The organism is Escherichia sp. HH091_1A, assembly GCF_030295175.1.
Classification (GTDB): domain Bacteria; phylum Pseudomonadota; class Gammaproteobacteria; order Enterobacterales; family Enterobacteriaceae; genus Escherichia; species Escherichia coli_F.
Window position 1 is genome coordinate 1,445,245 of the sequence record NZ_AP025747.1, and the last position, 23,114, is coordinate 1,468,358.

A 23,114-nucleotide genomic window follows, 5' to 3' on the forward strand; every position below is an offset into this window, starting at 1 on the left:
AATCAGGCATGAAAATCAGAGCGGTGAAAGGCATCAGAAACGCACATTATCTTGAAAATGGTGCGGTTGACTGCGAGGTGTTATTTGAAGGTGAAACGGAGTTTGCCCTGTATACCGCCATACAGGATGACACGGCCCCGACAGGCCAGCATGTCTGGCAGGAGCTGCAAAGCGGGAAATGGGGCGAAATCGCCCCGTTCACTGTCACGCCTGAACTTATTGCAGCGGCAAAGGATGCAAAAAGGCGGGAAATTGAGGCATGGCGCGACAGTCAGGAAAACGTTGAGTTTATTTTCACGTTTGATGGCCGTCGTTTTGATGGCGGAAAAACCTCGCAGTCACGCCTTGCCCCCGTGGTTGCAGCAGCGCAGGCCGGACTGCTTCCGGAGGGATTTTTCTGGACTGATGCGGATAATAATAACGTCGTACTGACCAGGGAGAAACTTATTGCGCTGAACGATGCCATGATGGTGGCCATGGTGGCGGAGGGCTTTAAAATCCACGAACGCCAGCGTGAGATGAAGGAACAACTGAATAATCTGAATGACTTGGCTTCAATTCGAGCGTTTGGCATTTGCTAATAGATTAGCTGCGACTAGCGTTCGAAGCTCTCCCCGACAATTGGAATTGTCGGGGAGAGGCTGCAGGGCAAGGGTTATTAATTGAGTCTATGCATAACAACCTTTAACAAAAAGCCTAAAAAAACATTCTCCAAAACTAGAACGTAACTGATTGATTTTGATGAAATCCACAACATTGTTGCTTTAAGCAATCAAGATATTAAAAATTGCACTTATTTCATTGAATATAAAGGATTAATCACCTATTTCGCTCACCTTCTTATTCAGCAGACGAGAAGCGCGCCAGTAAACCAGCAACATCAGGCCCATTACGATAGTCAGCGTAATGCTGGTGGCTGCACCAAACGGCCAGTCACGAATATTGAGGAACTGTACCTTGATGACGTTACCGATCAGCAGGTTTTTCGCACCGCCCATCAGGTCGGACACATAGAACAGGCCCATCGCTGGCAGCATTACCAGCAGACATCCGGCAATAATTCCCGGCATCGTCAGTGGGATAATGATGCGGATAAAGGTCTGCAACTTGCTGGCACCGAGATCGCGCGCCGCCTCAAGCAACGGCTTATCCAGTTTTTCGATACTGGAGTACAGCGGCATCACCATAAACGGCAGCAGAATGTAAACCAGACCGATTATCACCGCACTGGGCGTGAACATAATGCGAATTGGTGTATCGATAACGCCCAGCCAGAGCAAAAACTCGTTGAGATAGCCTTTGGTGCTGAGGAAAATTTTCAGCCCGTAGATACGAATCAATGAGTTGGTCCAGAACGGAACAATCAGCAGAAACAGCAGCAGCGGACGCACCTTGTGTGGCAGCTTCGCCAGAAACCAGGCAAAGGGATAGCCCAGCACCAGGCAGGCGAGGGTGGCGATCAGCGCCATATTCAGCGAGTGCAATAGCACTTCAAAATAGAGCGGATCGAGCAGACGCGTGTAGTTATCCAGCGTAAAGACCATTTTGACGAAACTGGCGTCGTCGCGGGTCAAAAAGCTGGTGCCAATGATCATCAGGTTGGGCAGAAAGACAAACAACACAAGCCAACCGACAATAGTGACAATCACTACATTCTGGAACTTACTTGTGTTCTTCATCAGCCAGTACGACCTCCCAGCTTTCTACCCAATTAATGGCCATTTTTTGGTCGAGAGAGTGGTCAAAGTCAGGATCGTCTTCATTGAAGAATTCGCTGACCATCACCATCTTGCCATTTTCCAGCTCAACAACCGACTCCAGCGTCATGCCTTTGTAATTACGCTCGCGAACGTAACCAATCAGCCCTTCGGCGTGGTTGTCGTCGTTAATCTCTTCAACACGTAAGTCTTCCGGGCGCAGCAGAACATGCAGTTTTTGCCCCGGTTCAACGCCGAAGTTAACGTAGATATTACACTCGCGGCCTTCAACGTTGGCGCGTACGCGCTGCTCGTCGAGACGTTCGATGACCGTGGCATTAAACATATTGATTTCACCGATAAACCCAGCAACAAACAGGTTTTTCGGCTCTTCGTAGATTTCACGCGGCGTGCCGTCTTGCTCAATGCGACCATCGCGCATCACCACAATCCTGTCCGACATGGTAAGTGCTTCTTCCTGGTCGTGAGTTACGAACACGAATGTAATGCCAAGCTTACGCTGTAACGCTTTCAGCTCGTTCTGCATTTGCTTGCGCAGTTTGTAATCCAGCGCTGAGAGCGACTCATCCAGCAACAACAGACGAGGCTTGTTAACCACCGCGCGAGCAATGGCGACGCGTTGCTGTTGACCACCAGAAAGCTGATGCGGTTTACGTTGAGCGAAGGTTTCCAGCTGCACCATCCGCAGGGCTTCCATCACGCGGGGCGTAATTTCAGCAGCGGGGGTTTTTTGCATGCGCAACCCAAAGGCCACATTTTCGAACACGGTCATGTGGGGGAAAAGTGCGTAGCTTTGGAAAACAGTGTTCACATAGCGGTTTTCCGCCGGAACGTGGGTGATGTCCTCGTTATCCAGCATGATGCGTCCGGAATCAACAGTTTCCAGACCTGCAATCAGGCGAAGAACGGTTGTTTTACCGCAGCCAGAAGGGCCAAGCAGCGTGAGGAACTCGCCATTGTTGATAGTCAGATCCAGCTGGGGAATGACCTCTTTACCATCAAAGCATTTGCGAATTCCCGCCAATTGCACCAGCGGTGAAAGCGAACTCGGTTGTTTATTCAATTTTTTACTCTGTCCCATGTAAACGCAACGGATGGCTTACCGATGCGGGGTTTGTGGTTAACCACCTTGGTGACTCTTAATGAGGGCGGTAATTCTACGGCAAACCGCTTGAATCGCCAATCTTTGTTGTGAATTACTGGCTTAGCTTTATATTCATTAAGGTAATGCTGATAAATATTCCCGCTTGCAGGGCTAAAAGTGACCTGACGCAATATTTGTCTTTTCTTGCTTCTTAATAATGTTGTCACAAAAAGTGAGGGTGACTACATGGATAAACTACTTGAGCGATTTTTGAACTACGTGTCTCTGGATACCCAATCAAAGGCAGGGGTGAGACAGGTTCCCAGCACGGAAGGCCAATGGAAGTTATTGCATCTGCTGAAAGAGCAGCTCGAAGAGATGGGGCTTATCAATGTGACCTTAAGTGAGAAGGGCACTTTGATGGCGACGTTACCGGCTAACGTCCCTGGCGATATCCCGGCGATTGGCTTTATTTCTCATGTGGATACCTCACCGGATTGCAGCGGCAAAAATGTGAATCCGCAAATTGTTGAAAACTATCGCGGTGGCGATATTGCGCTGGGTATCGGCGATGAAGTTTTATCACCGGTTATGTTCCCGGTGCTGCATCAGCTACTGGGTCAGACGCTGATTACCACCGATGGTAAAACCTTGTTAGGTGCCGATGACAAAGCAGGTATTGCAGAAATCATGACCGCGCTGGCGGTATTACAACAAAAAAACATTCCGCATGGTGATATTCGCGTCGCCTTTACCCCGGATGAAGAAGTGGGCAAAGGGGCGAAACATTTTGATGTTGACGCCTTCGATGCCCGCTGGGCTTACACCGTTGATGGTGGTGGCGTAGGCGAACTGGAGTTTGAAAACTTCAACGCCGCGTCGGTCAATATCAAAATTGTCGGTAACAATGTTCACCCGGGCACGGCGAAAGGAGTGATGGTAAATGCGCTTTCGCTGGCGGCACGTATTCATGCGGAAGTTCCGGCAAATGAAAGCCCGGAAATGACAGAAGGCTATGAAGGTTTCTATCACCTGGCGAGCATGAAAGGCACCGTTGAACGGGCCGATATGCACTACATCATCCGTGATTTCGACCGTAAACAGTTTGAAGCGCGTAAACGTAAAATGATGGAGATCGCCAAAAAAGTGGGCAAAGGGTTACATCCTGATTGCTACATTGAACTGGTGATTGAAGACAGTTACTACAATATGCGCGAGAAAGTGGTTGAGCATCCGCATATTCTCGATATCGCCCAGCAGGCGATGCGTGACTGCGATATTGAACCGGAACTGAAACCGATCCGCGGCGGTACCGACGGCGCGCAGTTGTCGTTTATGGGATTACCGTGCCCGAACCTGTTCACTGGCGGTTACAACTATCATGGTAAGCATGAGTTTGTGACTCTGGAAGGTATGGAAAAAGCGGTGCAGGTAATCGTCCGTATTGCCGAGTTGACGGCGCAACGGAAGTAAGCGAAAAGGGATGCGGCATGTGATGCCGCATCCGGCTTAAATCCAAACTTACCCTTCGAAGAACCAGTATCCGCTATTGACCAGCGCCGCGAGCATTGCGAGGAATGACGGATCTTCCAGCGCATCGCCAAAATTCTCCGCGGTCAGCGCAATGTTGCTGGCGAGCGCATCCAGTGCCGGACGGTGCGGGGAATCGATCTTCTCACCATTGGCATACACGTCGTCGCCAATGCGCAATACGCGCAGACCACCCAGGCGCACCAGCACATCACCTTGTTTCAGCGCATCGTAGATTTCATCCGGCTGATAAGGCGGCTCCGGCGGCGCGATATCCAGTTCATGACGTGACTGGGATATAAACTCGCCAAACCATTGCTTAAAGTGTTCCGGCTGGTTGATCAATTCGAGCATCATCTCACGCAGTTTATCCATCTCTTGCGGCAGAACGTCCGCAGGATGAGCGCGAGGTGGAACATCAGGATCGCTGTAGTAGTTGCCGCCCAGTTCACGTTGCAGCACATAATCGGCAAATCCGCTAATCAGTTCCCGCGTATTTGGTGCGCGAAAACCGACGGAATAGTTCATCGCATTTTCCAGCGCGTAGCCTTCATGGGGGAATCCTGGCGGAATATAAAGAATATCGCCTGGCTCCAGTTCTTCATCAATAATGGCTTCGAACGGATCGACCTGTAACAGATCCGGGTGCGGGCAGTGCTGTTTCATTTGCAGCTTTTCGCCCACTCGCCAGCGACGACGTCCGGTACCCTGAATGATAAACACGTCGTACTGATCGAGATGTGGGCCGACGCCGCCGCCAGGTACGGAAAAAGAGATCATCAGGTCATCAATACGCCAGTCCGGCAGTTCACGGAACGGCCGCATCAGCGAGGCGGTCGGCTCATGCCAGTGGTTCACTGCCTGTACCAGTAACGACCAGTTGGTTTCACCGAGATGATCGTAGCTTTCGAACGGGCCGTGGCTGACCTGCCATTTGCCATCCTGGTGACTGACCAGTCGACTGTCGACTTCGCTTTCCATCGCCAGACCCGCCAACTCGTCTGGAGAGATCGGGTCAATAAAATTATTAAAGCCGCGTTTTAACACCACCGGGCGTTTCTGCCAGTGACGTTCAAGAAAATCGGGCCAGTTAAGAGTGAGTTGGTATTCCATGTTAAGCATCCACAGGCTGGTATCTGCAACCGATTATAACGGATGCTTAACGTAATGCGTGAAGTATGGACATATTTATTCATCTTTCGGCGCAGAATGCTGGCGACCAAAAATCACCTCCATCCGCGCACCGCCCAGCATGCTCTCTCCGGCGACGATTTTACCCTCATACTGCTCGGTGATTTCGCGGGCTACCGCCAGCCCTACACCTTGCCCAGGGCGTAAAGTATCAACCCGTTGACCACGGTCGAAAATGACCTCTCGCTTGCTTAATGGAATACCGGGGCCATCATCCTCGACCACAATATAGAGATGCTCGTCGGTTTGCCTTGCAGATATTTCGACAAACTCGAGGCAATATTTACAGGCGTTATCCAGCACGTTGCCCATCACCTCGACAAAATCGTTCTGCTCACCAACAAAGCTGATCTCTGGCGAAATATCGAGAGAGATATTGACCCCTTTGCGTTGATACACCTTGTTCAACGCCGAGGTGAGATTATCCAGCAGTGGGGCGACCGGATGCAGCTCGCGGCTAAGCAATGTCCCACCGCGCATACTGGCACGATGCAGGTAGTAGCCAATTTGCTGTGAAATGCGGCTGATTTGCTCCAGCATCACCGGCTCAGCATCACTGACGCTCATCTTCTCACTACGCAGAGAACGCAGCGTACTTTGCAGCACCGCCAGTGGCGTTTTCAGACTATGGGTCAGGTCGGTGAGCGTCGTACGATATTTGTCGTAACGTTCGCGTTCACTTTTTAACAGTCGGTTCAGGTTTCGTACCAGACTGGTCAGTTCTCGTGTTGTGGCAGGATTGAGCAATTCGCGGTTATGTTCTTCCAGTTCGCGGACTTCTTTTGCCAGGGCCTCGATGGGACGTAAACTCCACCAGGCGGCTACCCACAGCAGTGGGATCACTAACAGCAGATTGGCTGAGAGCACATAGATAAACCAGCTCCAGACCATATAGGAACTTTTTAGCTCCACCGGAATGGTATCCACCACTACAATGGTTAACTTTGGCATCCGCGATGTTGCCGGATAGACGTTTACCGCCACCGAGTGGGTCATCTCCGCGTCGTCATCATCTTCCCGCACTTCCTGCAACTGTTGCTGTATCGAATGATCTCCACTCAGCAAGAGGCTGGTATCGTTAACATCCGCTTCAATTTCATGAAAACCATTCGATTTCAGCCAGTCAGGCTGGATCATTTTCATCAGCCAGGGAACGTCACGTTGCGCCCATAAAAGCTGCCCGTTCTCATCATAAATTAGCGTCATGGTGGGGCTTTGCTTGTCGATATTTTCGGGTAACTCGACATGCAATTTATTATTTTCCCACTTCGCAAGGGTATAGAACAGATTGCTCTCGCCACGTAACAGCCGAAACGTGGTTTTATCGAAACTGACGCTATAACCGATCAGCGCAACCATTCCGTAGGCAAGCGAAAGCACCAATACTACTGCTGCCGTTGCTAACAGAAAACGTACCCGCAGCGAGAGCGGGAAAAAAAGACGCAGTAATTTTTTCATCAGCGCAATTCGAACAGATAGCCCTGGCCGCGAACGGTGGTAATCACTTCTTGCGGATATTGTGCCTGAATTTTTTTGCGCAGACGTCCCATCAGTACATCAATGGTATGGCTTTCCCGCAGCTCCGCATCCGGGTAGAGTTGTAGCATTAACGAATCTTTGCTGACCACTTTGCCATTATTGCGTATCAACGTTTCCATAATGGTGTATTCGAATGCGGTCAGTTTGATCACTTCGTCATTAATAGATAATTCACGGCGGGAGAGATCAACCTGAAACGGTGGTAGCGAAATGACCTGTGAAGCCAGACCGCTATTACGCCGCATTAATGCCTGCATTCGCGCCATCACCTCTTCAATATGAAACGGTTTAGTCACGTAATCATCAGCGCCAGCACTTAATACTTCGACTTTGTCCTGCCAGCTTTCACGGGCGGTTAATACCAGAATCGGCAGTGAAACATCATTACTGCGCCAGCGGCGAATCAATGACAGACCGTCCTCGTCAGGCAAACCGAGATCGACAATCGCAATATCCGGTAAATGCTCATTGAGATAATAATCGGCTTCTTTGGCATCTTCTGCGTCATCGACCTGATGACCTGCATCCTGAATCTGAACTTTAAGATGGTGACGTAACAACGCATTGTCTTCAACAACCAGTACGCGCATTTTTCATTCTCCCTGTTTTAATTATTAAAATAGTGTAACGCGATTATGTCGTTATGGGGGTAAACATTAAATAAACCAGCGGGGAGGGGAGGTAAAGAGAAAAAATAAAAAGCGGATAATCTTAATAAGCAGGCCGGACAGCATCGCCATCCGGCACTGATTTGAGGCTTATTTCAGCTCATCAACCATCGTGATGGCGCGACCAATGTAGTTTGCCGGCGTCATCGCTTTCAGGCGGGCTTTCTCTTCTTCTGGCAGCGCCAGACCGTCGATAAATTGCTTCATGCCTTCGGCGTCAACGCGCTTACCGCGAGTCAGCTCTTTCAGCTTTTCGTACGGTTTTTCGATGCCATAGCGACGCATAACTGTCTGGATTGGCTCAGCCAGCACTTCCCAGTTGTGATCCAGTTCCTCCAGCAGATGGTCACGGTTCACTTCCAGTTTGCTCACGCCTTTCAGGGTGGATTGATACGCAATTAAGGCATAACCGATACCCACGCCGAGGTTACGCAGTACGGTAGAGTCGGTCAGGTCACGCTGCCAGCGGGAAACCGGCAGTTTGCTTGCCAGGTGCTGCAACACCGCGTTAGAAAGCCCCAGATTACCTTCGGAGTTTTCGAAGTCGATTGGGTTAACCTTGTGCGGCATAGTGGAAGAACCAATCTCACCAGCAATGGTTTTCTGCTTGAAGTGGTTAAGGGCGATATAACCCCAGACGTCACGGTCGAAGTCGATCAGAATGGTGTTGAAACGCGCAACGCAATCAAACAGCTCGGCGATGTAGTCGTGCGGTTCGATCTGGGTAGTGTACGGGTTCCACTGAATACCCAGCGAGGTGACGAACTCTTCGCTGAACTGATGCCAGTCAACTTCCGGGTAAGCCGCGATGTGGGCATTATAGTTGCCGACAGCGCCGTTGATTTTGCCGAGGATCTCCACCTGATTAAGCTGGCGGTACTGACGTTCCATGCGGTAGGCAACGTTTGCCATCTCTTTACCGATGGTTGACGGCGTGGCTGGCTGACCGTGGGTACGGGACAGCAGCGGGATATCGCGATACTGAACGGCGAGATCTTTAATGCCATCAATCAGTTGACGCCAGTATGGCAGGATCACTTCATCACGCGCGGTTTTCAGCATCAACGCGTGGGAGAGGTTATTGATATCTTCCGAAGTACAGGCAAAGTGGATGAATTCAGAAACTGCGTGCAGTTCCGGGATATCGGCCACTTTTTCTTTCAGGAAATACTCAACCGCTTTAACGTCGTGGTTAGTGGTACGCTCGATGGTTTTGATGCGTGCTGCATCTTCTTCGCTGAAACTGGCGACAATTGTATCAAGGTAACCGATTGCGTCGGCAGCAAAAGCAGGAACTTCCTTGATCGCTGCGTGCGCGGCCAGTTTTTGCAGCCAACGTACTTCAACTTGTACACGGAATTTCAGCAAACCATATTCGCTGAAAATCCCGCGCAGCGCGCTGACTTTATCGCCGTAGCGTCCATCGACAGGGGAAACGGCGGTCAGTGAGGATAATTCCATAGATCACAACTCCGGGGTTAAATGAGCAAGAATTTGTTTTGCCTGAGTGGTCAGGCGATTACGAGAAAACATCAGTTGTAGACGTCCGCCGCCGACCTGGTGCCAGAGCACGGCGGCGCGAATGCCTGCCAGCAGGGTGGCGCGGACTTTCGCCTGCACCTGTGGGCTTTGCAGTACAGCAGGAGATCCGGTGACCTGAATGCGCGGGCCTAGCGGGCTAATCACATCAACATAAATAGCGGCCATCGCGCTCATCAGCGTTTCGGACTGTAGATCGAAGTGTTCGAGCTGACGTTGCAGGCCGTTGATGCGGTTGCCCAGAGTGTCGAGCGCACCTTTCGCTGAGGAAAGTTTGCGCTCAAGCACCATCAGGCTAAGGGTGTAGCGGGTTAACTCAGCATTTAAGCCCTGGCGACTGCTGGCGTTGAGCACGCCGAGCAATGTTTCCAGCCCGACGCGCAGGTTAGCTTCGCTGCCACCAAAAACCGCCAGCGTGGAGCTGGGGTTCATATCGATAATACTGTTGAGTGAGACGTGTAGCGCATCGGCATCACAATGCCCCTGGTGAGCGAGTTGTTGCACCAGGCGTGCCGACTGACAAATACCGGCCAGGGCGAGGGTGATGTCATAGTAATTCTTTGCCACGTTCACTGCTTCCTTGTTTAAGTAAAGATAATAATCAGACCGGCAGCGGCAGACGCTGCTCAATAATACCGCCACCGAGGCACACTTCACCGTTATAGAAGACGGCAGACTGGCCCGGCGTCACGGCGGCAACGGGTTCATCAAAAATCACTTCAATGCGATCGTCGTCCAGCGCCTTGACGGTGCATGGGATGTCGGTCTGGCGATAGCGGGTTTTTACCGTGCAACGCATAGTGCCGGTGAAGGGTTCGCGATCGACCCAGTGCAGCTGCTGGGCAATCAGACCGACAGACATCAGACGCGGGTGTTCATGGCCCTGCGCAACAATCAGAATGTTGTTTTCGACGTCTTTATCGACCACATACCACGGTTCTTCGGTGCCTTCTTTGGTGCCACCGATACCCAGACCTTTACGCTGACCGAGTGTGTGATACATCAGCCCCTGGTGCTCGCCGATTTCATCGCCATCGACGGTAATGATTTTGCCCGGTTGCGCAGGGAGATAACGGCCCAGGAACTCGCGGAATTTACGCTCGCCGATAAAACAGATACCGGTAGAATCTTTTTTCTTCGCGGTGACCAGACCGAGATCTTCAGCAATCTTACGCACCTGCGGTTTTTCCAGTTCGCCGACCGGGAACAGGCTTTGCGCAATCTGCTCATGGCTGAGCGTATAAAGGAAGTAGCTCTGGTCTTTATTGCTGTCCAGACCACGCAGCAGGCGGCTCTTGCCATCGACATCTGCCCGACGTACGTAATGACCGGTAGCGATATAATCGGCACCTAAATCTTCAGCGGCAAATTCGAGGAAAGCTTTAAATTTGATCTCTTTGTTGCACAGAATATCCGGATTCGGCGTGCGACCGGCTTTATATTCGGCAAGGAACAGTTCGAAGACGTTGTCCCAGTACTCGGCAGCAAAGTTAACGGTGTGCAGTTCAATGCCGAGCTTGTCGCAGACAGCCTGGGCATCAGCCAGATCCGCTGCCGCTGTGCAATATTCCTCACCGTCGTCTTCTTCCCAGTTCTTCATAAACAGGCCTTCGACCTGATATCCCTGTTGTTGCAACAGCCAGGCAGAAACGGAGGAATCGACACCGCCGGACATGCCGACGATTACTTTTTTTGCGGTTTCAGACATTGGATCACTCACGACATTGAACTTCAAGGCGGCGTATTCTATCACGCAGCCTTTTAGATGACACCCTTTGTAAAAGGCCAGTTAAAATCGCCAATCATCTCCAGCGGATAGCGTTGCCCACTTTGATAACAACGAATACTTTCCGCCACCAGCGGCGAGCGCAGATTTGAGGCCTGTAAAATCTCATCGGCGCTGACCCAACGGCAGCAGTCGATATCGCTGTCATGGGGCTGGGTTGGACATATTTGCTCAAGCTCAATGGCAAACAGGAAGCGCAAAAACGGCGTTTTATCCGGCGCAATCCACTGATGCATGCGGATAAAATGTTGCGGTTGCGCGCTGATGCCCGTCTCTTCCCACAGCTCACGGGCGGCGGCTTCCACTAAGGTTTCATCGGCTTCCAGATGCCCGGCGGGCTGGTTCCATAACGCTTTACCATTAATCGTCTCTTCAACGATTAAAAATTTGCCCTCTGCGTGCACCACGCAGGCAACGGTAACGTGCGGTTTAAACATTTTGCGTCCTTAATCTGTCGCTTCTCGCCATTCGCCATTGGCAAGATTTTCCAAAGAGTAATCACCCATCGCATAGCGAATCAGTCGCAGCGTGGGAAAACCAACATGGGCGGTCATGCGGCGCACCTGGCGATTACGTCCTTCATATAAGGTGATCTTAAGCCAGCTGGTGGGAATACTTTTTCGTTCACGAATTGGCGGATTACGGGGCCATAACCATTCCGGCTCCTCAACCATCTCCGCACCTGCGGGCAGGGTAGGGCCATCATTTAAGGTTACGCCATTGCGCAACGCTTCAAGGGCGTCTTGTGTGGGAATACCTTCTACCTGTACATAATAGATTTTCCCGGTACGTTTACCCGGCTGGGTTAAACGCGCCTGCAAAGCGCCGTTATTGGTCAGTACCAGTAACCCTTCGCTGTCGCGGTCGAGACGACCTGCCGCATACACTCCCTGAACCGGGATGAATTCTTTTAATGTTTTGCGTCCGGCTTCATCGGTGAACTGCGGAAGAACATCGTAGGGTTTATTGAACAGGATCACACGCGTGGGCTGGTTTTCAGGTTTTCGCCTGGTAGAACGTTGCGAGCTGAATCGCTTAACCTGGTGATTTCTAAAAGAAGTTTTTTGCATGGTATTTTCAGAGATTATGAATTGCCGCATTATAGCCTAATAACGCGCATCTTTCATGACGGCAAACAATAGGGTAGTATTGACAAGCCAATTACAAATCATTAACAAAAAATTGCTCTAAAGCATCCGTATCGCAGGACGCAAACGCATATGCAACGTGGTGGCAGACGAGCAAACCAGTAGCGCTCGAAGGAGAGGTGAATGGAAAGTAAAGTAGTTGTTCCGGCACAAGGCAAGAAGATCACCCTGCAAAACGGCAAACTCAACGTTCCTGAAAATCCGATTATCCCTTACATTGAAGGTGATGGAATCGGTGTAGATGTAACCCCAGCCATGCTGAAAGTGGTCGACGCTGCAGTCGAGAAAGCCTATAAAGGCGAGCGTAAAATCTCCTGGATGGAAATTTACACCGGTGAAAAATCCACACAGGTTTATGGTCAGGACGTCTGGCTGCCTGCTGAAACCCTTGATCTGATTCGTGAATATCGCGTTGCCATTAAAGGCCCTCTGACCACTCCGGTTGGCGGCGGTATTCGTTCTCTCAACGTAGCTCTGCGCCAGGAACTGGATCTCTACATCTGCCTGCGTCCGGTACGTTACTATCAGGGCACCCCAAGCCCGGTTAAACATCCTGAACTGACCGATATGGTTATCTTCCGTGAAAACTCGGAAGACATTTATGCGGGTATCGAATGGAAAGCTGATTCTGCCGACGCTGAGAAAGTGATTAAATTCCTGCGTGAAGAGATGGGTGTGAAGAAAATTCGCTTCCCGGAACATTGCGGTATCGGTATTAAGCCGTGTTCTGAAGAGGGCACCAAACGTCTGGTTCGTGCCGCGATCGAATACGCAATTGCTAACGACCGTGACTCTGTGACCCTGGTGCACAAAGGTAACATCATGAAGTTCACCGAAGGCGCGTTTAAAGACTGGGGTTACCAGCTGGCGCGTGAAGAGTTTGGCGGTGAACTGATCGACGGCGGCCCGTGGCTGAAAGTCAAAAACCCGAACACCGGCAAAGAGATCGTCATTAAAGACGTGATTGCTGACGCATTCCTGCAACAGATCCTGCTGCGTCCGGCTGAATACGACGTTATCGCCTGTATGAACCTCAACGGTGACTACATTTCTGATGCTCTGGCAGCGCAGGTTGGCGGTATCGGTATCGCCCCAGGCGCAAACATCGGTGACGAATGCGCGCTGTTTGAAGCCACCCACGGTACTGCGCCGAAGTATGCTGGTCAGGACAAAGTTAACCCAGGCTCTATTATCCTCTCCGCTGAGATGATGCTGCGCCATATGGGCTGGACTGAAGCCGCAGACCTGATTGTTAAAGGCATGGAAGGCGCAATCAACGCCAAGACCGTAACTTACGACTTCGAACGTCTGATGGAAGGCGCTAAACTGCTGAAATGTTCAGAGTTTGGTGATGCGATCATCAAGAATATGTAATTTCTGCATGTGTTAAAAACTGTAACGGGCGTATAACACGCCCGTTGTCTTTTGTTAGCCTGCTAACGGTTATCAAAATTTTATCAAAACTCCCCTGCTAGTTTGGGGTAGTGTGGTCTGTCCAATGACTGCTCTACTGCCTAAGTCCCTATTCTCTTTTCTTTTAAACTGCGGTAAAGACCGGAATGCAACGGATCTGTATTAATAAAATAATAATGATCTCCCGTCTGGCATTTAATGGCACGACGGTTATGCTCCCTGTTTGCTGACAGGCCCCGGCGCTGTGCGAGTTAAATAAACAGGTCTGCAGCTCTCCAGGGGGAGCCGTGGGCAAACACGGCACGATCCGGAATATCAACCCCCCTGAGAAAAAGGATTGTATTATATGGTAACACCATGCCGCATTAACGCGGCTGTGACACTGTCCCAGCTCCTGCAGAGCCAGGAAAGTTGCAGGACTCATCTGCGGGAGATGATAAATTTAATTCACAGAAATACGGACTGTAGCACGATGAGTTCTGACCAGATTAACGAACTGGCGGCTGTCATGGCGACCGCACTGCAGCCAAATCAGATGGCTAAACTGCCGGATAATCCAGACATGCCTAGGGCGCGTGGTCTGCAAATTCCTGAGTCGTTCAGTTTTAGTTTTTCCGACCACACCATTACCTTCACCAACACGCATATGGATTTTAATGGGGACAATTGCGTGAATATTATGGTCAGCAAGGATGGGAGGAGTGCCTGTGGCTATGCTGATTGTTATCTGTTTAACGCCTTTGTCACAACACTGGTCTCACGCAGTCGCCAGCCCGGAATAGATGATTTCAGCCCTTCTATCACAGAAGAAAAACAACGGGAAGGAGTGAATTACATGCTAACGCCATGCTACTCCAACCTCGCCATGGGCGCGACATTGCCCCGGCCCCTGCTGCTGCTCCAGAGCAGCGAGAAAATTCTGAATCAGATGAAAAATTTAATCATCGAGAATACGGACGAGGCTAACGAACTGGTAGTTGCCATGACGAATGCACTGTTTACGTACCGGGCGGAGGTGGGGGCTGACCCGCAACTCACTAAGCTTTTCACTGAGCCGTTCAAGTTTAGTTTCTGTTTTTCCGGCCACACCATCACCTTCACGAAAACTATTAGTAATAGCAAATTAGTGAATATTGATGTCAGTGATGGCAGTGTGAAGGTCTGTGGAAGTGTGGATAGTGCCCGATTTCACGCCATTGCCGCGACACTGTTGTCACATAACCAGCCAGAATCACTTGATTTCAGGTCCTCCCTCTCCGCACTGTCGGAAGAAAACCTGAGTGCGAAACATGAGACAGTCCCGCAACGTCGCGTCAGGGTAAGGTCGAAAGTTGCCATAAAGCTCCCCATTCCCTACGAGGTTATCCGGAAATGGTCGATGATGACCTCGGATGAGCGGCGCAACGTCGATTTCAATAAGTGGTGTGAGAGCCACAACATCCGGCCGTGCACAGCACGTCATTACCTGAATTTGAGCAAGGACGGATTAACCTGGGTGGGCCGAGCGAAGCTGAACAAACCAGAGAAATGGAACAGAGTTACCAAAAATCTCGTCCGGGAATGGTCGAAGATGCCCCAGGTTCAGCGGGAAAAGATCAAGGGTGTTAAGGGGTTTTGTACTGACCACAGCATTAATATATTCACTGCCAGAAAATACATGACAGAGAATGGGCTTACCGAAAGGGGCAAGAGCAGGATAAAGAAAGGTTCGTAAGGATCCGGTAAATTCGCGTTACATAATCATCAGCCCCTTAAATCGAAATCATAGTGGAGGGGCTTTTTTGAATAAATCGTACTTTTACTGAGTTTAAGGATCAGACCACACATCATCTGCCAACACGGCTCGTCCCGTTACAAAGCAAAAGTTAGAATCACCAACTGGCACATCAATAACAGAGCTCTTATCAACCGAGGCCCCTCCCTGTCTGGTTGCACGAGGAGGTGATTTCGGATTGGTATAAGTCAGCAATGCCTTCTTCCCAAGGGCGACCTCAGCATTCAGCGTAACGGATGTAGAGGTGTAGCCGGATTAATCCGGCAAACCCATCAAAAAATCAGGACAGCAGCAGACGGAGTTTACGCCTCTCGGCTCTGTTACGAGCAGCTGCGCCGTGTGAAAATCAGCGCGCTCATCCCACCCCAAAAAGGAGCGGGTTACTGGCCCGGTGAGTATGCCGACCGTAACTGTGCAGTCGCGTATCAGCGATTGACCGAGGGTAATTCCCGGTGAAAATGGACAAAAGATTACAATCGTTGCTCAATAGCGGAAACGGCAATGTACAGGGTAAAACAGTTATTCTGAGGTTCTCTGATGTTGCTAGATTATGATCGGCCGGTTGCAGAGGCTTTGGTCATGGTGCATACGCTGAACATAATGACGAAGGTAGGTATGCCAGAAAGTGTTCATACTGCCTGAAGATACAACCTGCTCAGGGGATACTTACCGAAAAATTATTTATTCGACAAAGCCCCATAGGGAGCGACTTGTAATGATGCAGGCCCAGCGGGAAGGCTCAACAATACATAACCGAACAGTGTTATAATAAGATTCATTTTGCTGATTGTTTCATAAGGACCAGTGAAGTAAGATCTAAGAAGAGTTAAATTTATACAGTATAATCATGACATTGCAGTAAGGTGGTTATAATTGAAAGAACATTTGGATATGAATACATCTCATGTAAGAGTTGTAACTCATATGTGTGGGTTCTTGGTCTGGCTCTATAGTCTTTCAATGTTACCACCAATGGTTGTAGCATTGTTTTATAAAGAAAAAAGCTTGTTCGTTTTTTTTATTACTTTTGTTATATTTTTTTGTATTGGTGGCGGAGCGTGGTATACCACTAAAAAATCTGGCATTCAATTACGCACCCGTGATGGGTTTATTATAATTGTAATGTTTTGGATTTTATTTTCTATTATTAGCGCATTTCCATTATGGATTGATTCAGAGCTTAATTTAACGTTTGCTGACGCGCTGTTTGAAGGGGTTTCCGGAATAACAACAACAGGAGCAACAGTAATTGATGATGTCAGTTCATTATCTCGGGCATATTTGTTCTACCGGTCACAATTAAATTTTATAGGCGGTTTAGGGGTTATTGTTCTGGCAGTTGCTGTGTTGCCATTATTGGGTATTGGTGGTGCAAAACTTTATCAGTCAGAAATGCCAGGGCCATTTAAGGATGACAAACTGACTCCACGCTTGGCTGATACGTCGCGGACACTTTGGATAACTTATTCTTTATTAGGCATTGCTTGTATTGTTTGTTATCGACTTGCAGGAATGCCTTTGTTTGATGCTATTTGTCATGGACTTTCTACAGTTTCTCTTGGCGGTTTTTCAACTCATAGTGAGAGTATCGGCTATTTCAATAATTATTTGATTGAACTGGTGGCGGGCTCTTTTTCTCTGTTATCGGCTTTCAACTTCACTCTTTGGTATGTTGTTATAAGCAGGAAAACAATAAAACCCTTACTCAGAGATGTTGAACTTCGTTTCTTTTTGTTAATAGCTTCAGGTGTTATCATTGTTACCTCTTTCCAGGTCTGGCATATAGGTATGTATGACTTAACTGGAAGTGTTGTTCATTCGTTTTTTCTTGCTAGCTCCATGCTCACTGATAATGGTTTAGCTACGCAGGATTATTCAAACTGGCCCACACATACGATAGTTTTTTTGCTGCTGTCAAGTTTTTTTGGGGGATGTATAGGCTCAACGTGCGGCGGAATTAAATCACTTAGATTTCTTATACTTTTTAAACAAAGTAAACACGAAATAAATCAGCTTTCTCATCCCAGAGCATTGCTTAGTGTAAATGTAGGAGGGAAGATTGTTACAGACCGCGTAATGAGGTCTGTATGGAGTTTCTTTTTTCTTTATACTTTCTTTACAGTGTTTTTTATACTGGTGCTAAATGGTATGGGATATGATTTCCTTACATCATTTGCGACAGTCGCTGCATGCATTAATAATATGGGGCTGGGTTTTGGGGCTACCGCATCCTCATTCGGTGTTCTTAATGATATTGCAAAATATCTCATGTGTATTGCTATGATTCTTGGTCGACTTGAAATTTACCCTGTTATTATACTATTTTCAGGATTTTTTTGGCGTTCTTGATATATAGTTAATTTATGATTGTGAATTTTATAGTATGTTGCCCCCTCATATGGACTGGACCCATAGGATTATTACCATCTCCGATGTGAAGTTGATAAAAAAATGCCTCTTTCTTACGCGAAATATCATCATTTCATCTGCGTGAATGCTGATAGTATCCAGGATTGAGAAGCAAGCAGGCTGCTCACTTAGCCTCGATGCCTCCTATTTACCATAAGAGACATCGAAATAACATTACAGTACAGTTTTTGCCCATCGCCTTCTGCGAAGTTTAGGAATGCAAGATGTTGCAGTGAGTCTTGTTACACAGCGGGAACAGACAGCACCATGAGGTTGATTTAACTCAGGTTTATAGGTTGTAAAATTAAAACTTTGGCTTGAGCAAATCGGGCAGCAAAATTTAAGATTGGGGATAGCCCCTCCTGCCGGTTACGTTGAAACCTAAGGTTAGTTCAGAAGGTAGAAAAAAGATAGGTAACTACGTTAAATTAATAGCATTAAACACTAAAAAAATAAACTCTGACGTCACATACATATCATTGTTTGACCACTCGGTAGAGGAACCAGAAACAAGTATTATGGGTTAAGTGCAGCTTCAGGTGTTGAATCTGGATTCAACGAATACATTCAGCACCATGCCTTCAAATAAAACAAAATCATAGCGCCCCTCTACGAAGGGGCAGTTTTTGGTAGATTTATCTATAGCATATAGGGAAGGTTAAATAACCCCCATTACTTGAGACCATGTGGACATATTTGCATAATGCAATGCTTATGCATGCATTTATTCGTAATTTTGTTTGATTCTGTAGGACACTCTTGACTATTTTTGATTAAATTCCATAAATTTTTGTTGAATAGCGCCACGTTAAAAATACTGATCGGATATTCTTTATCCTCGAGTATAATACCTGACTTAATAACTGTAAATATGCTGCCAGGTGGGAGAAATATATTTGAACGATACCAAATGATCATTTTCATATCGCTCCATATGACTGAAAAATATATACCACACGAAGGTTGTATTACAGTATCAATTACTATACACTTCATTTCTTCGCCTTATTCTTCTGTTCCAATGATGTTGATAAAGAATATCAATATAATTTGTACTATAGTCAGCTCAGATGAGGTTGAATGCAAAGGTGGTTTGTTCTTTATTTATATTTAAAGTTTTTTTCTATCACGGACGTTAGAGAAATATGCCAATGCATAATCTCTTTCCCCGCACTAATAATTAAATATGAATATAATCGCTAGTATCCGGGCACTCTTCGTGTATTAAAACTCCTGAGATGACTTAAATATCGTCTAATGTAAAAAGAAGCACCACTTCCAAAGCATTCCTGATAATATCTTTTTCAACAATGTCATCAGCAGATGATAAAAATGAGAGCAATTTCAGTATAATGCTCTTGTTATCCACGTGTTCGTTGCAAAGATATAAATCTCTAACTGCCTTATCAATTGCAAGTTTTTCTTCTGAAAGCCGACTATCATATTTATTCAAATATGCGTATAGGTTCATTTCAAAGTTCATTCCTTGACTTTGCATAGACATAATTGACTCCCAAGGATTTAATTAAGAATTTTATCTAAATGAAATTTAAAACAAGGGATCTCAACAGAGGCTAAACAAAATGAAATTTAGTAACATGATTAAATAATTCATTCCGTTTTAGTTCTGTTTAGTCAGGACGATATATATTTAATTCAAAGAAGATTTGTAAACAAAGCATAGCTTTTATGCTGGTTTGTGCCACTTTGCCAACCCCATGGTTGGCTTTTTTATATAAAGATCATAAGGATGACTATCTTCCTGACATGATGAAAAGGTTTCAATTATTGGGCTTTATAGTATCGGTTTGACCGTTATGAGCAGCGTTAACTCGTTCCTGATAATATTAAGGTAACGTGATGATAACTCAGCAAAAACGCATAAAAAGCGCTTACTTTGCGTCCTTCATAATGGCCAGTATCGAATAGGTCTAATAAGGTAGGATGATTAAGAAACAGTTCCAGCAGCGGTATGATATCCAGATGCGCGCAAGCGTTCTTATCTGGCTGTGTGCAGCCATGTTTGGTGGAGTTAGCCGGAGATAACTCTAAGGCTGGAGGTATGCAATACATGCTATCAAGAATATGTTAACGCTATACCTATTAAGTATTGAACGGGCATATAACACGCCCGTTGTATTTGTGGGTTTGATAACTGTAATACAAGTAACGTATCAGAACGGCAAAGGAGGCATGTCAAATGTCAGATTTATAGTATTGGTCGGCTGAACAATTATGGATAACAATAAAAAGGGAGTTCTGATAAGTCATAGAAAGACCTCTTTTTTGTTATTTTACTGAATTATGATAGTTCTCTTATGTGTTAAAACTTTGCTAGATTAATGGCTTGTTATTTTCCACATCTTCAACATACAACAGCGTATTATCAATAGCGTAGTAGCCGCGTTTATTGTTATTAACATCGGTTACCCAGCGGAAAACGCCAGCACTTGCCAGTGTTGTACAATACTCCCAAAATGTAGAGTTCCCAGAAATATGAAGCAATGCCGCCTCTTTAATTTTTTCTGGATTTTTGGTTGTACTGACTTTTAACAGGCTACGGTTTCCTCTTAATAACAAAACTGTTTCATCGTGAGTAATAATTCTGATGTTATCCGTAGCCAGATAATAAATGTAATGTGCAATACGGTGATGTTTTAATTCTGAATAAAACCAGGAGAAGTTTTGCTCTTTTCTCACTTTTTCAAACATCTTTTGAAAAACAACGACCTGATCCATCAGGATAATAACCTTTTGTTAGTTGTGAGAGTGCGTAGTGTGCACGATCGGTTTTCTCACTTCAAGCTGGTCTGTCCTTTGGCTGTGATATGTACAAAGTGTGAAAGGGGGATTACCTGAATTCTCCCGGTGAGCATTTTGCAACGGATCAGCTCCGGTACAAACGCTGTTGTGGGTTCAGATTATAAGATTCTGTCTAAGGGGCGGGATAAAGGTGAAATTAGGGGGCATGAAAGATGACGTTATAACCTTGCTCACCCCAGTGTTGTAATAGTTCGTTTTGCCTTCTCGTTGGTGCCATGCCAGTCCAGACAATCAATGTTTGCGTCGGGAACAGTTCCGGGCGCGGCGATTCAATGGGATCAGCAAGGACAGAAATATGCCATCCTGACAATGATAAACGCCATGCTTCCAGCCACAATCGTGCTCTCTCTTCAACATTCCACGCCATCAGAATGGCTTCTTTACCGGGCTTACGGCGCGTTTCGAAAAGTGAGGCTGCTGCGTATTCAATTAATGCGCCGTCAAATATACTGCTCATAATGCGGGAGGTGTTGTGATCAAGCACGAGACGCTGACGAACAGGAAGGTAAACATGATTAATCAATTGATCTACCGGGTACTCTCGACCCAGTGAAATAATTCTCGCGCGTAGTTTGGCAGGATTAGCCATACGAAGAATTGACATCATCTCTTCTTGCAGGCGGCTCCAGTCATCTTCCGTATCCTGGCTGGTGGTTTCCAGTAATGCTTTAACTTTGCCTACAGGGACGCCATTACTTATCCAACGCTTGATCTCTTCGATGCGTTGTATGTCTTCTTCATCAAAGAGTCGGTGTCCGCCTTCACTGCGCTGTGGTTTTAACAAACCGTAGCGGCGTTGCCAAGCCCGGAGAGTGACAGGATTAATCCCGCAACGTTCAGCAACATCACCAATGCTGTAATAAGCCACAATTCCTCCTTGCGCTCATAAATCTCCGTCGCCTGTACACGACCCAATAATACTTTGTACAATATACGCTAAAATTGTACAAAGTATAAATAAGATTTCAGCTAAATTGGATAAAACATTATTTTTAATGTGGATTAAATTAAAACATAACGTATTCATTTTCACGATGATTTCCAGAAATCATGTGAAATAATGTGCTGAAAATTATTTTTTCTCCGGCCACGCAACTGAAGGGATACCATTCAATTTAGCTTTGGCAAACAGATCTCCCTGAAACATCTCAATTCCTGCAGATTCAAGCCACATCCACTCTTCTGGTGTTGCCACACCCATAGCAGAGACTTGAATTTCAAGTGATGTACAGCATTTTATGATCGCCTGAATAATTGCCTGCCGAGGCCCGCTTTTATGAACATTGGTAATCAATTCCTGACTGATTTTAATTCTGTCAGGCTGGAAGCGTGACAGGAGTAACAAACCGGCAAAACCTGTGCCAAAATGGTCAATTGCTACACTCATACCGGTAGCCTTAAGTGATTTAACAGCATCGGCAAATTCATCAAACCGAGATATGACCTCACTTTCAGTAAATTCCACGATAATTTGTTCAGGCACCAAACCATTGGCCTTTATTTCATCAAGTAAAAAAGAGACCGCGTCAGGCTCGTTAACCAGGGTCATAGGTAATAGATTGATTGAAATCATTTTATCACCGAGCTCAAGTGCGTGTGCCATCGCGAATGCAAGTGCCTTACTTTTGAGATCCGCTGTGTAGATTTCCCCGTCATTGCTTTGCCCAACCACTCTGGCTGATGGGCTGTCTTCCCTATCTTTAACAATTGCTTCAAAAGCGATTATCCGCCGCGATAAAGGATCGACAATAGGATGAAAGGCAAAGTGGTCGTTTATATTTGGTGAAAGGGTACAGGAATCAAGTTCTTTATCAGGTCCGTCAGCGATAAAACGCCAGGAGTCTTCGGCAGGAATCTCGAAATAGGTTGATTTTTCAGTTGAAAGAACAAAAGTACGAAAAAATTGCAGCGCTCTGTCATCATAAGTTAGCTGAAATTTTGAGGTGCCTTTGTCGAGTACGGCCTGTAAAACGTCATTGCGCTCGTGGAGGCGCAAATCAAATAATTCCATTCCTGCTTTGCCAAAACGGCGAGCAGGTGCGTAATCGCACAGCAGTTCAACGATATTATAGTGCCGTGGATCCTGGCATATGGCCCGATAAATCATTTGAACCTGTTCTTCCGGACCTTCAAGAAGTTGAAAAAAATGTGAACCATTAAACAGTAAAATCCCTGTTACGTCAGACCGCATGTTTCTGCGATTTGCTATCGAAACCATTTCTTCGATTTTTTTGACAGGTTCGTCGTCACGTATATGGCTACGATAAATAAGGGTAGTAAGCATTAATAGTCCAGGGTAATGGGCGAGGCGAGAGTATGACGGTAACAGACATATCTTCTGGTGTCTTGCTTTTAATACTAAAACATAACTATTTATTTACATTGATAAAAAATGGAAAAATTTGAAGATGAGTTCGTTTGGAATCTTGTATAGGTTGTCAGTCAAATGATGCAAATAATTTTTACGTATCTCATTGTTTTATAGGTGTTAG

Annotated in this window: 20 protein-coding genes and 1 pseudogene; 6 read left to right on the forward strand and 15 right to left on the reverse strand. The window is 46.9% G+C overall.

The window, feature by feature from the left end; all coding sequences use genetic code 11:
• The first annotated feature begins 8 nt into the window (after positions 1-8).
• Positions 9-581 carry a DUF4376 domain-containing protein gene (locus tag QUF14_RS07130; RefSeq protein WP_047662523.1) on the forward strand — a complete coding sequence of 191 codons (573 nt, stop codon included), beginning with the start codon at positions 9-11 and terminating at the stop codon, positions 579-581.
• Between the two features lie 234 nt (positions 582-815).
• Here the strand turns inward: QUF14_RS07130 and potB are convergent, their stop codons facing one another.
• Together potB and potA are read right to left on the reverse strand one after the other, a co-directional pair.
• Positions 816-1,679, reverse strand: a complete 864-nt coding sequence (gene potB / locus QUF14_RS07135; protein ID WP_000799405.1) for a spermidine/putrescine ABC transporter permease PotB — start codon at positions 1,677-1,679, stop codon at positions 816-818.
• Positions 1,663-2,799 carry a spermidine/putrescine ABC transporter ATP-binding protein PotA gene (gene potA / locus QUF14_RS07140; protein WP_000531596.1) on the reverse strand — a complete coding sequence of 379 codons (1,137 nt, stop codon included), beginning with the start codon at positions 2,797-2,799 and terminating at the stop codon, positions 1,663-1,665. The genes potB and potA overlap by 17 nt, the downstream gene beginning before the upstream one ends.
• A gap of 249 nt (positions 2,800-3,048) precedes the next feature.
• On the opposite strand from potA, the gene pepT reads away from it, so the two are divergent.
• Positions 3,049-4,275: a peptidase T gene (pepT, locus tag QUF14_RS07145; RefSeq protein WP_000359451.1), complete on the forward strand. Its 1,227-nt coding sequence runs from the start codon at positions 3,049-3,051 to the stop codon at positions 4,273-4,275.
• A 48-nt stretch (positions 4,276-4,323) separates the two neighbouring features.
• Here pepT and roxA read toward each other — a convergent pair whose 3' ends face one another.
• The 8 genes from roxA to rluE form a co-directional block, all read right to left on the reverse strand.
• Complete coding sequence (roxA, locus tag QUF14_RS07150; protein ID WP_001354917.1) at positions 4,324-5,445, reverse strand: [50S ribosomal protein L16]-arginine 3-hydroxylase; 1,122 nt, start codon at positions 5,443-5,445, stop codon at positions 4,324-4,326.
• A gap of 75 nt (positions 5,446-5,520) precedes the next feature.
• A complete protein-coding gene (phoQ, locus tag QUF14_RS07155; protein ID WP_000735412.1) occupies positions 5,521-6,981 on the reverse strand; it encodes a two-component system sensor histidine kinase PhoQ in 1,461 nt (486 codons plus the stop codon).
• Complete coding sequence (phoP, locus tag QUF14_RS07160) at positions 6,981-7,652, reverse strand: two-component system response regulator PhoP (protein ID WP_001265481.1); 672 nt, start codon at positions 7,650-7,652, stop codon at positions 6,981-6,983. The genes phoQ and phoP overlap by 1 nt, the downstream gene beginning before the upstream one ends.
• A gap of 168 nt (positions 7,653-7,820) precedes the next feature.
• A complete protein-coding gene (purB, locus tag QUF14_RS07165; protein ID WP_000423751.1) occupies positions 7,821-9,191 on the reverse strand; it encodes an adenylosuccinate lyase in 1,371 nt (456 codons plus the stop codon).
• Between the two features lie 3 nt (positions 9,192-9,194).
• Positions 9,195-9,836 carry a high frequency lysogenization protein HflD gene (gene hflD, locus QUF14_RS07170; protein ID WP_001297479.1) on the reverse strand — a complete coding sequence of 214 codons (642 nt, stop codon included), beginning with the start codon at positions 9,834-9,836 and terminating at the stop codon, positions 9,195-9,197.
• Positions 9,837-9,870: 34 nt separating this feature from the next.
• Positions 9,871-10,977, reverse strand: a complete 1,107-nt coding sequence (gene mnmA, locus QUF14_RS07175; RefSeq protein WP_001353282.1) for a tRNA 2-thiouridine(34) synthase MnmA — start codon at positions 10,975-10,977, stop codon at positions 9,871-9,873.
• Positions 10,978-11,030: 53 nt separating this feature from the next.
• Positions 11,031-11,492, reverse strand: coding sequence for a phosphatase NudJ (gene nudJ / locus QUF14_RS07180; RefSeq protein WP_000476077.1), 462 nt, complete (start codon positions 11,490-11,492; stop codon positions 11,031-11,033).
• Between the two features lie 9 nt (positions 11,493-11,501).
• On the reverse strand, positions 11,502-12,155 hold the full coding sequence (gene rluE, locus QUF14_RS07185) for a 23S rRNA pseudouridine(2457) synthase RluE (protein ID WP_001248700.1): 654 nt from the start codon (positions 12,153-12,155) through the stop codon (positions 11,502-11,504).
• 171 nt (positions 12,156-12,326) lie between these two features.
• On the opposite strand from rluE, the gene icd reads away from it, so the two are divergent.
• From icd to trkG, 4 genes and pseudogenes are all read left to right on the forward strand, one after another.
• Positions 12,327-13,577, forward strand: a complete 1,251-nt coding sequence (gene icd / locus QUF14_RS07190; protein WP_000444487.1) for an NADP-dependent isocitrate dehydrogenase — start codon at positions 12,327-12,329, stop codon at positions 13,575-13,577.
• 385 nt (positions 13,578-13,962) lie between these two features.
• On the forward strand, positions 13,963-15,330 hold the full coding sequence (locus tag QUF14_RS07195) for a hypothetical protein (protein WP_000258473.1): 1,368 nt from the start codon (positions 13,963-13,965) through the stop codon (positions 15,328-15,330).
• 312 nt (positions 15,331-15,642) lie between these two features.
• Positions 15,643-16,032 (forward strand): annotated as a pseudogene (locus tag QUF14_RS07200) (transposase); the annotation flags it as partial.
• A 249-nt stretch (positions 16,033-16,281) separates the two neighbouring features.
• Positions 16,282-17,739, forward strand: coding sequence for a Trk system potassium transporter TrkG (gene trkG, locus QUF14_RS07205; RefSeq protein WP_001360580.1), 1,458 nt, complete (start codon positions 16,282-16,284; stop codon positions 17,737-17,739).
• Between the two features lie 732 nt (positions 17,740-18,471).
• Here the strand turns inward: trkG and iraM are convergent.
• From iraM to QUF14_RS07230, 5 genes are all read right to left on the reverse strand, one after another.
• Entirely contained in the window at positions 18,472-18,795 is a 324-nt protein-coding gene (iraM, locus tag QUF14_RS07210) for an anti-adapter protein IraM (RefSeq protein WP_000649798.1), read from the reverse strand.
• 247 nt (positions 18,796-19,042) lie between these two features.
• Positions 19,043-19,303, reverse strand: coding sequence for a biofilm development regulator YmgB/AriR family protein (locus QUF14_RS07215; protein WP_001354918.1), 261 nt, complete (start codon positions 19,301-19,303; stop codon positions 19,043-19,045).
• A gap of 830 nt (positions 19,304-20,133) precedes the next feature.
• On the reverse strand, positions 20,134-20,538 hold the full coding sequence (locus tag QUF14_RS07220) for a DUF1398 domain-containing protein (protein ID WP_000373091.1): 405 nt from the start codon (positions 20,536-20,538) through the stop codon (positions 20,134-20,136).
• A gap of 220 nt (positions 20,539-20,758) precedes the next feature.
• The gene (gene bluR, locus QUF14_RS07225) at positions 20,759-21,490 is read right to left on the reverse strand and encodes a DNA-binding transcriptional repressor BluR (RefSeq protein ID WP_000332296.1); all 732 of its coding nucleotides are present in this window, start codon (positions 21,488-21,490) and stop codon (positions 20,759-20,761) included.
• A gap of 204 nt (positions 21,491-21,694) precedes the next feature.
• Complete coding sequence (locus QUF14_RS07230) at positions 21,695-22,906, reverse strand: diguanylate phosphodiesterase (RefSeq protein ID WP_000958306.1); 1,212 nt, start codon at positions 22,904-22,906, stop codon at positions 21,695-21,697.
• Positions 22,907-23,114: the final 208 nt, after the last annotated feature.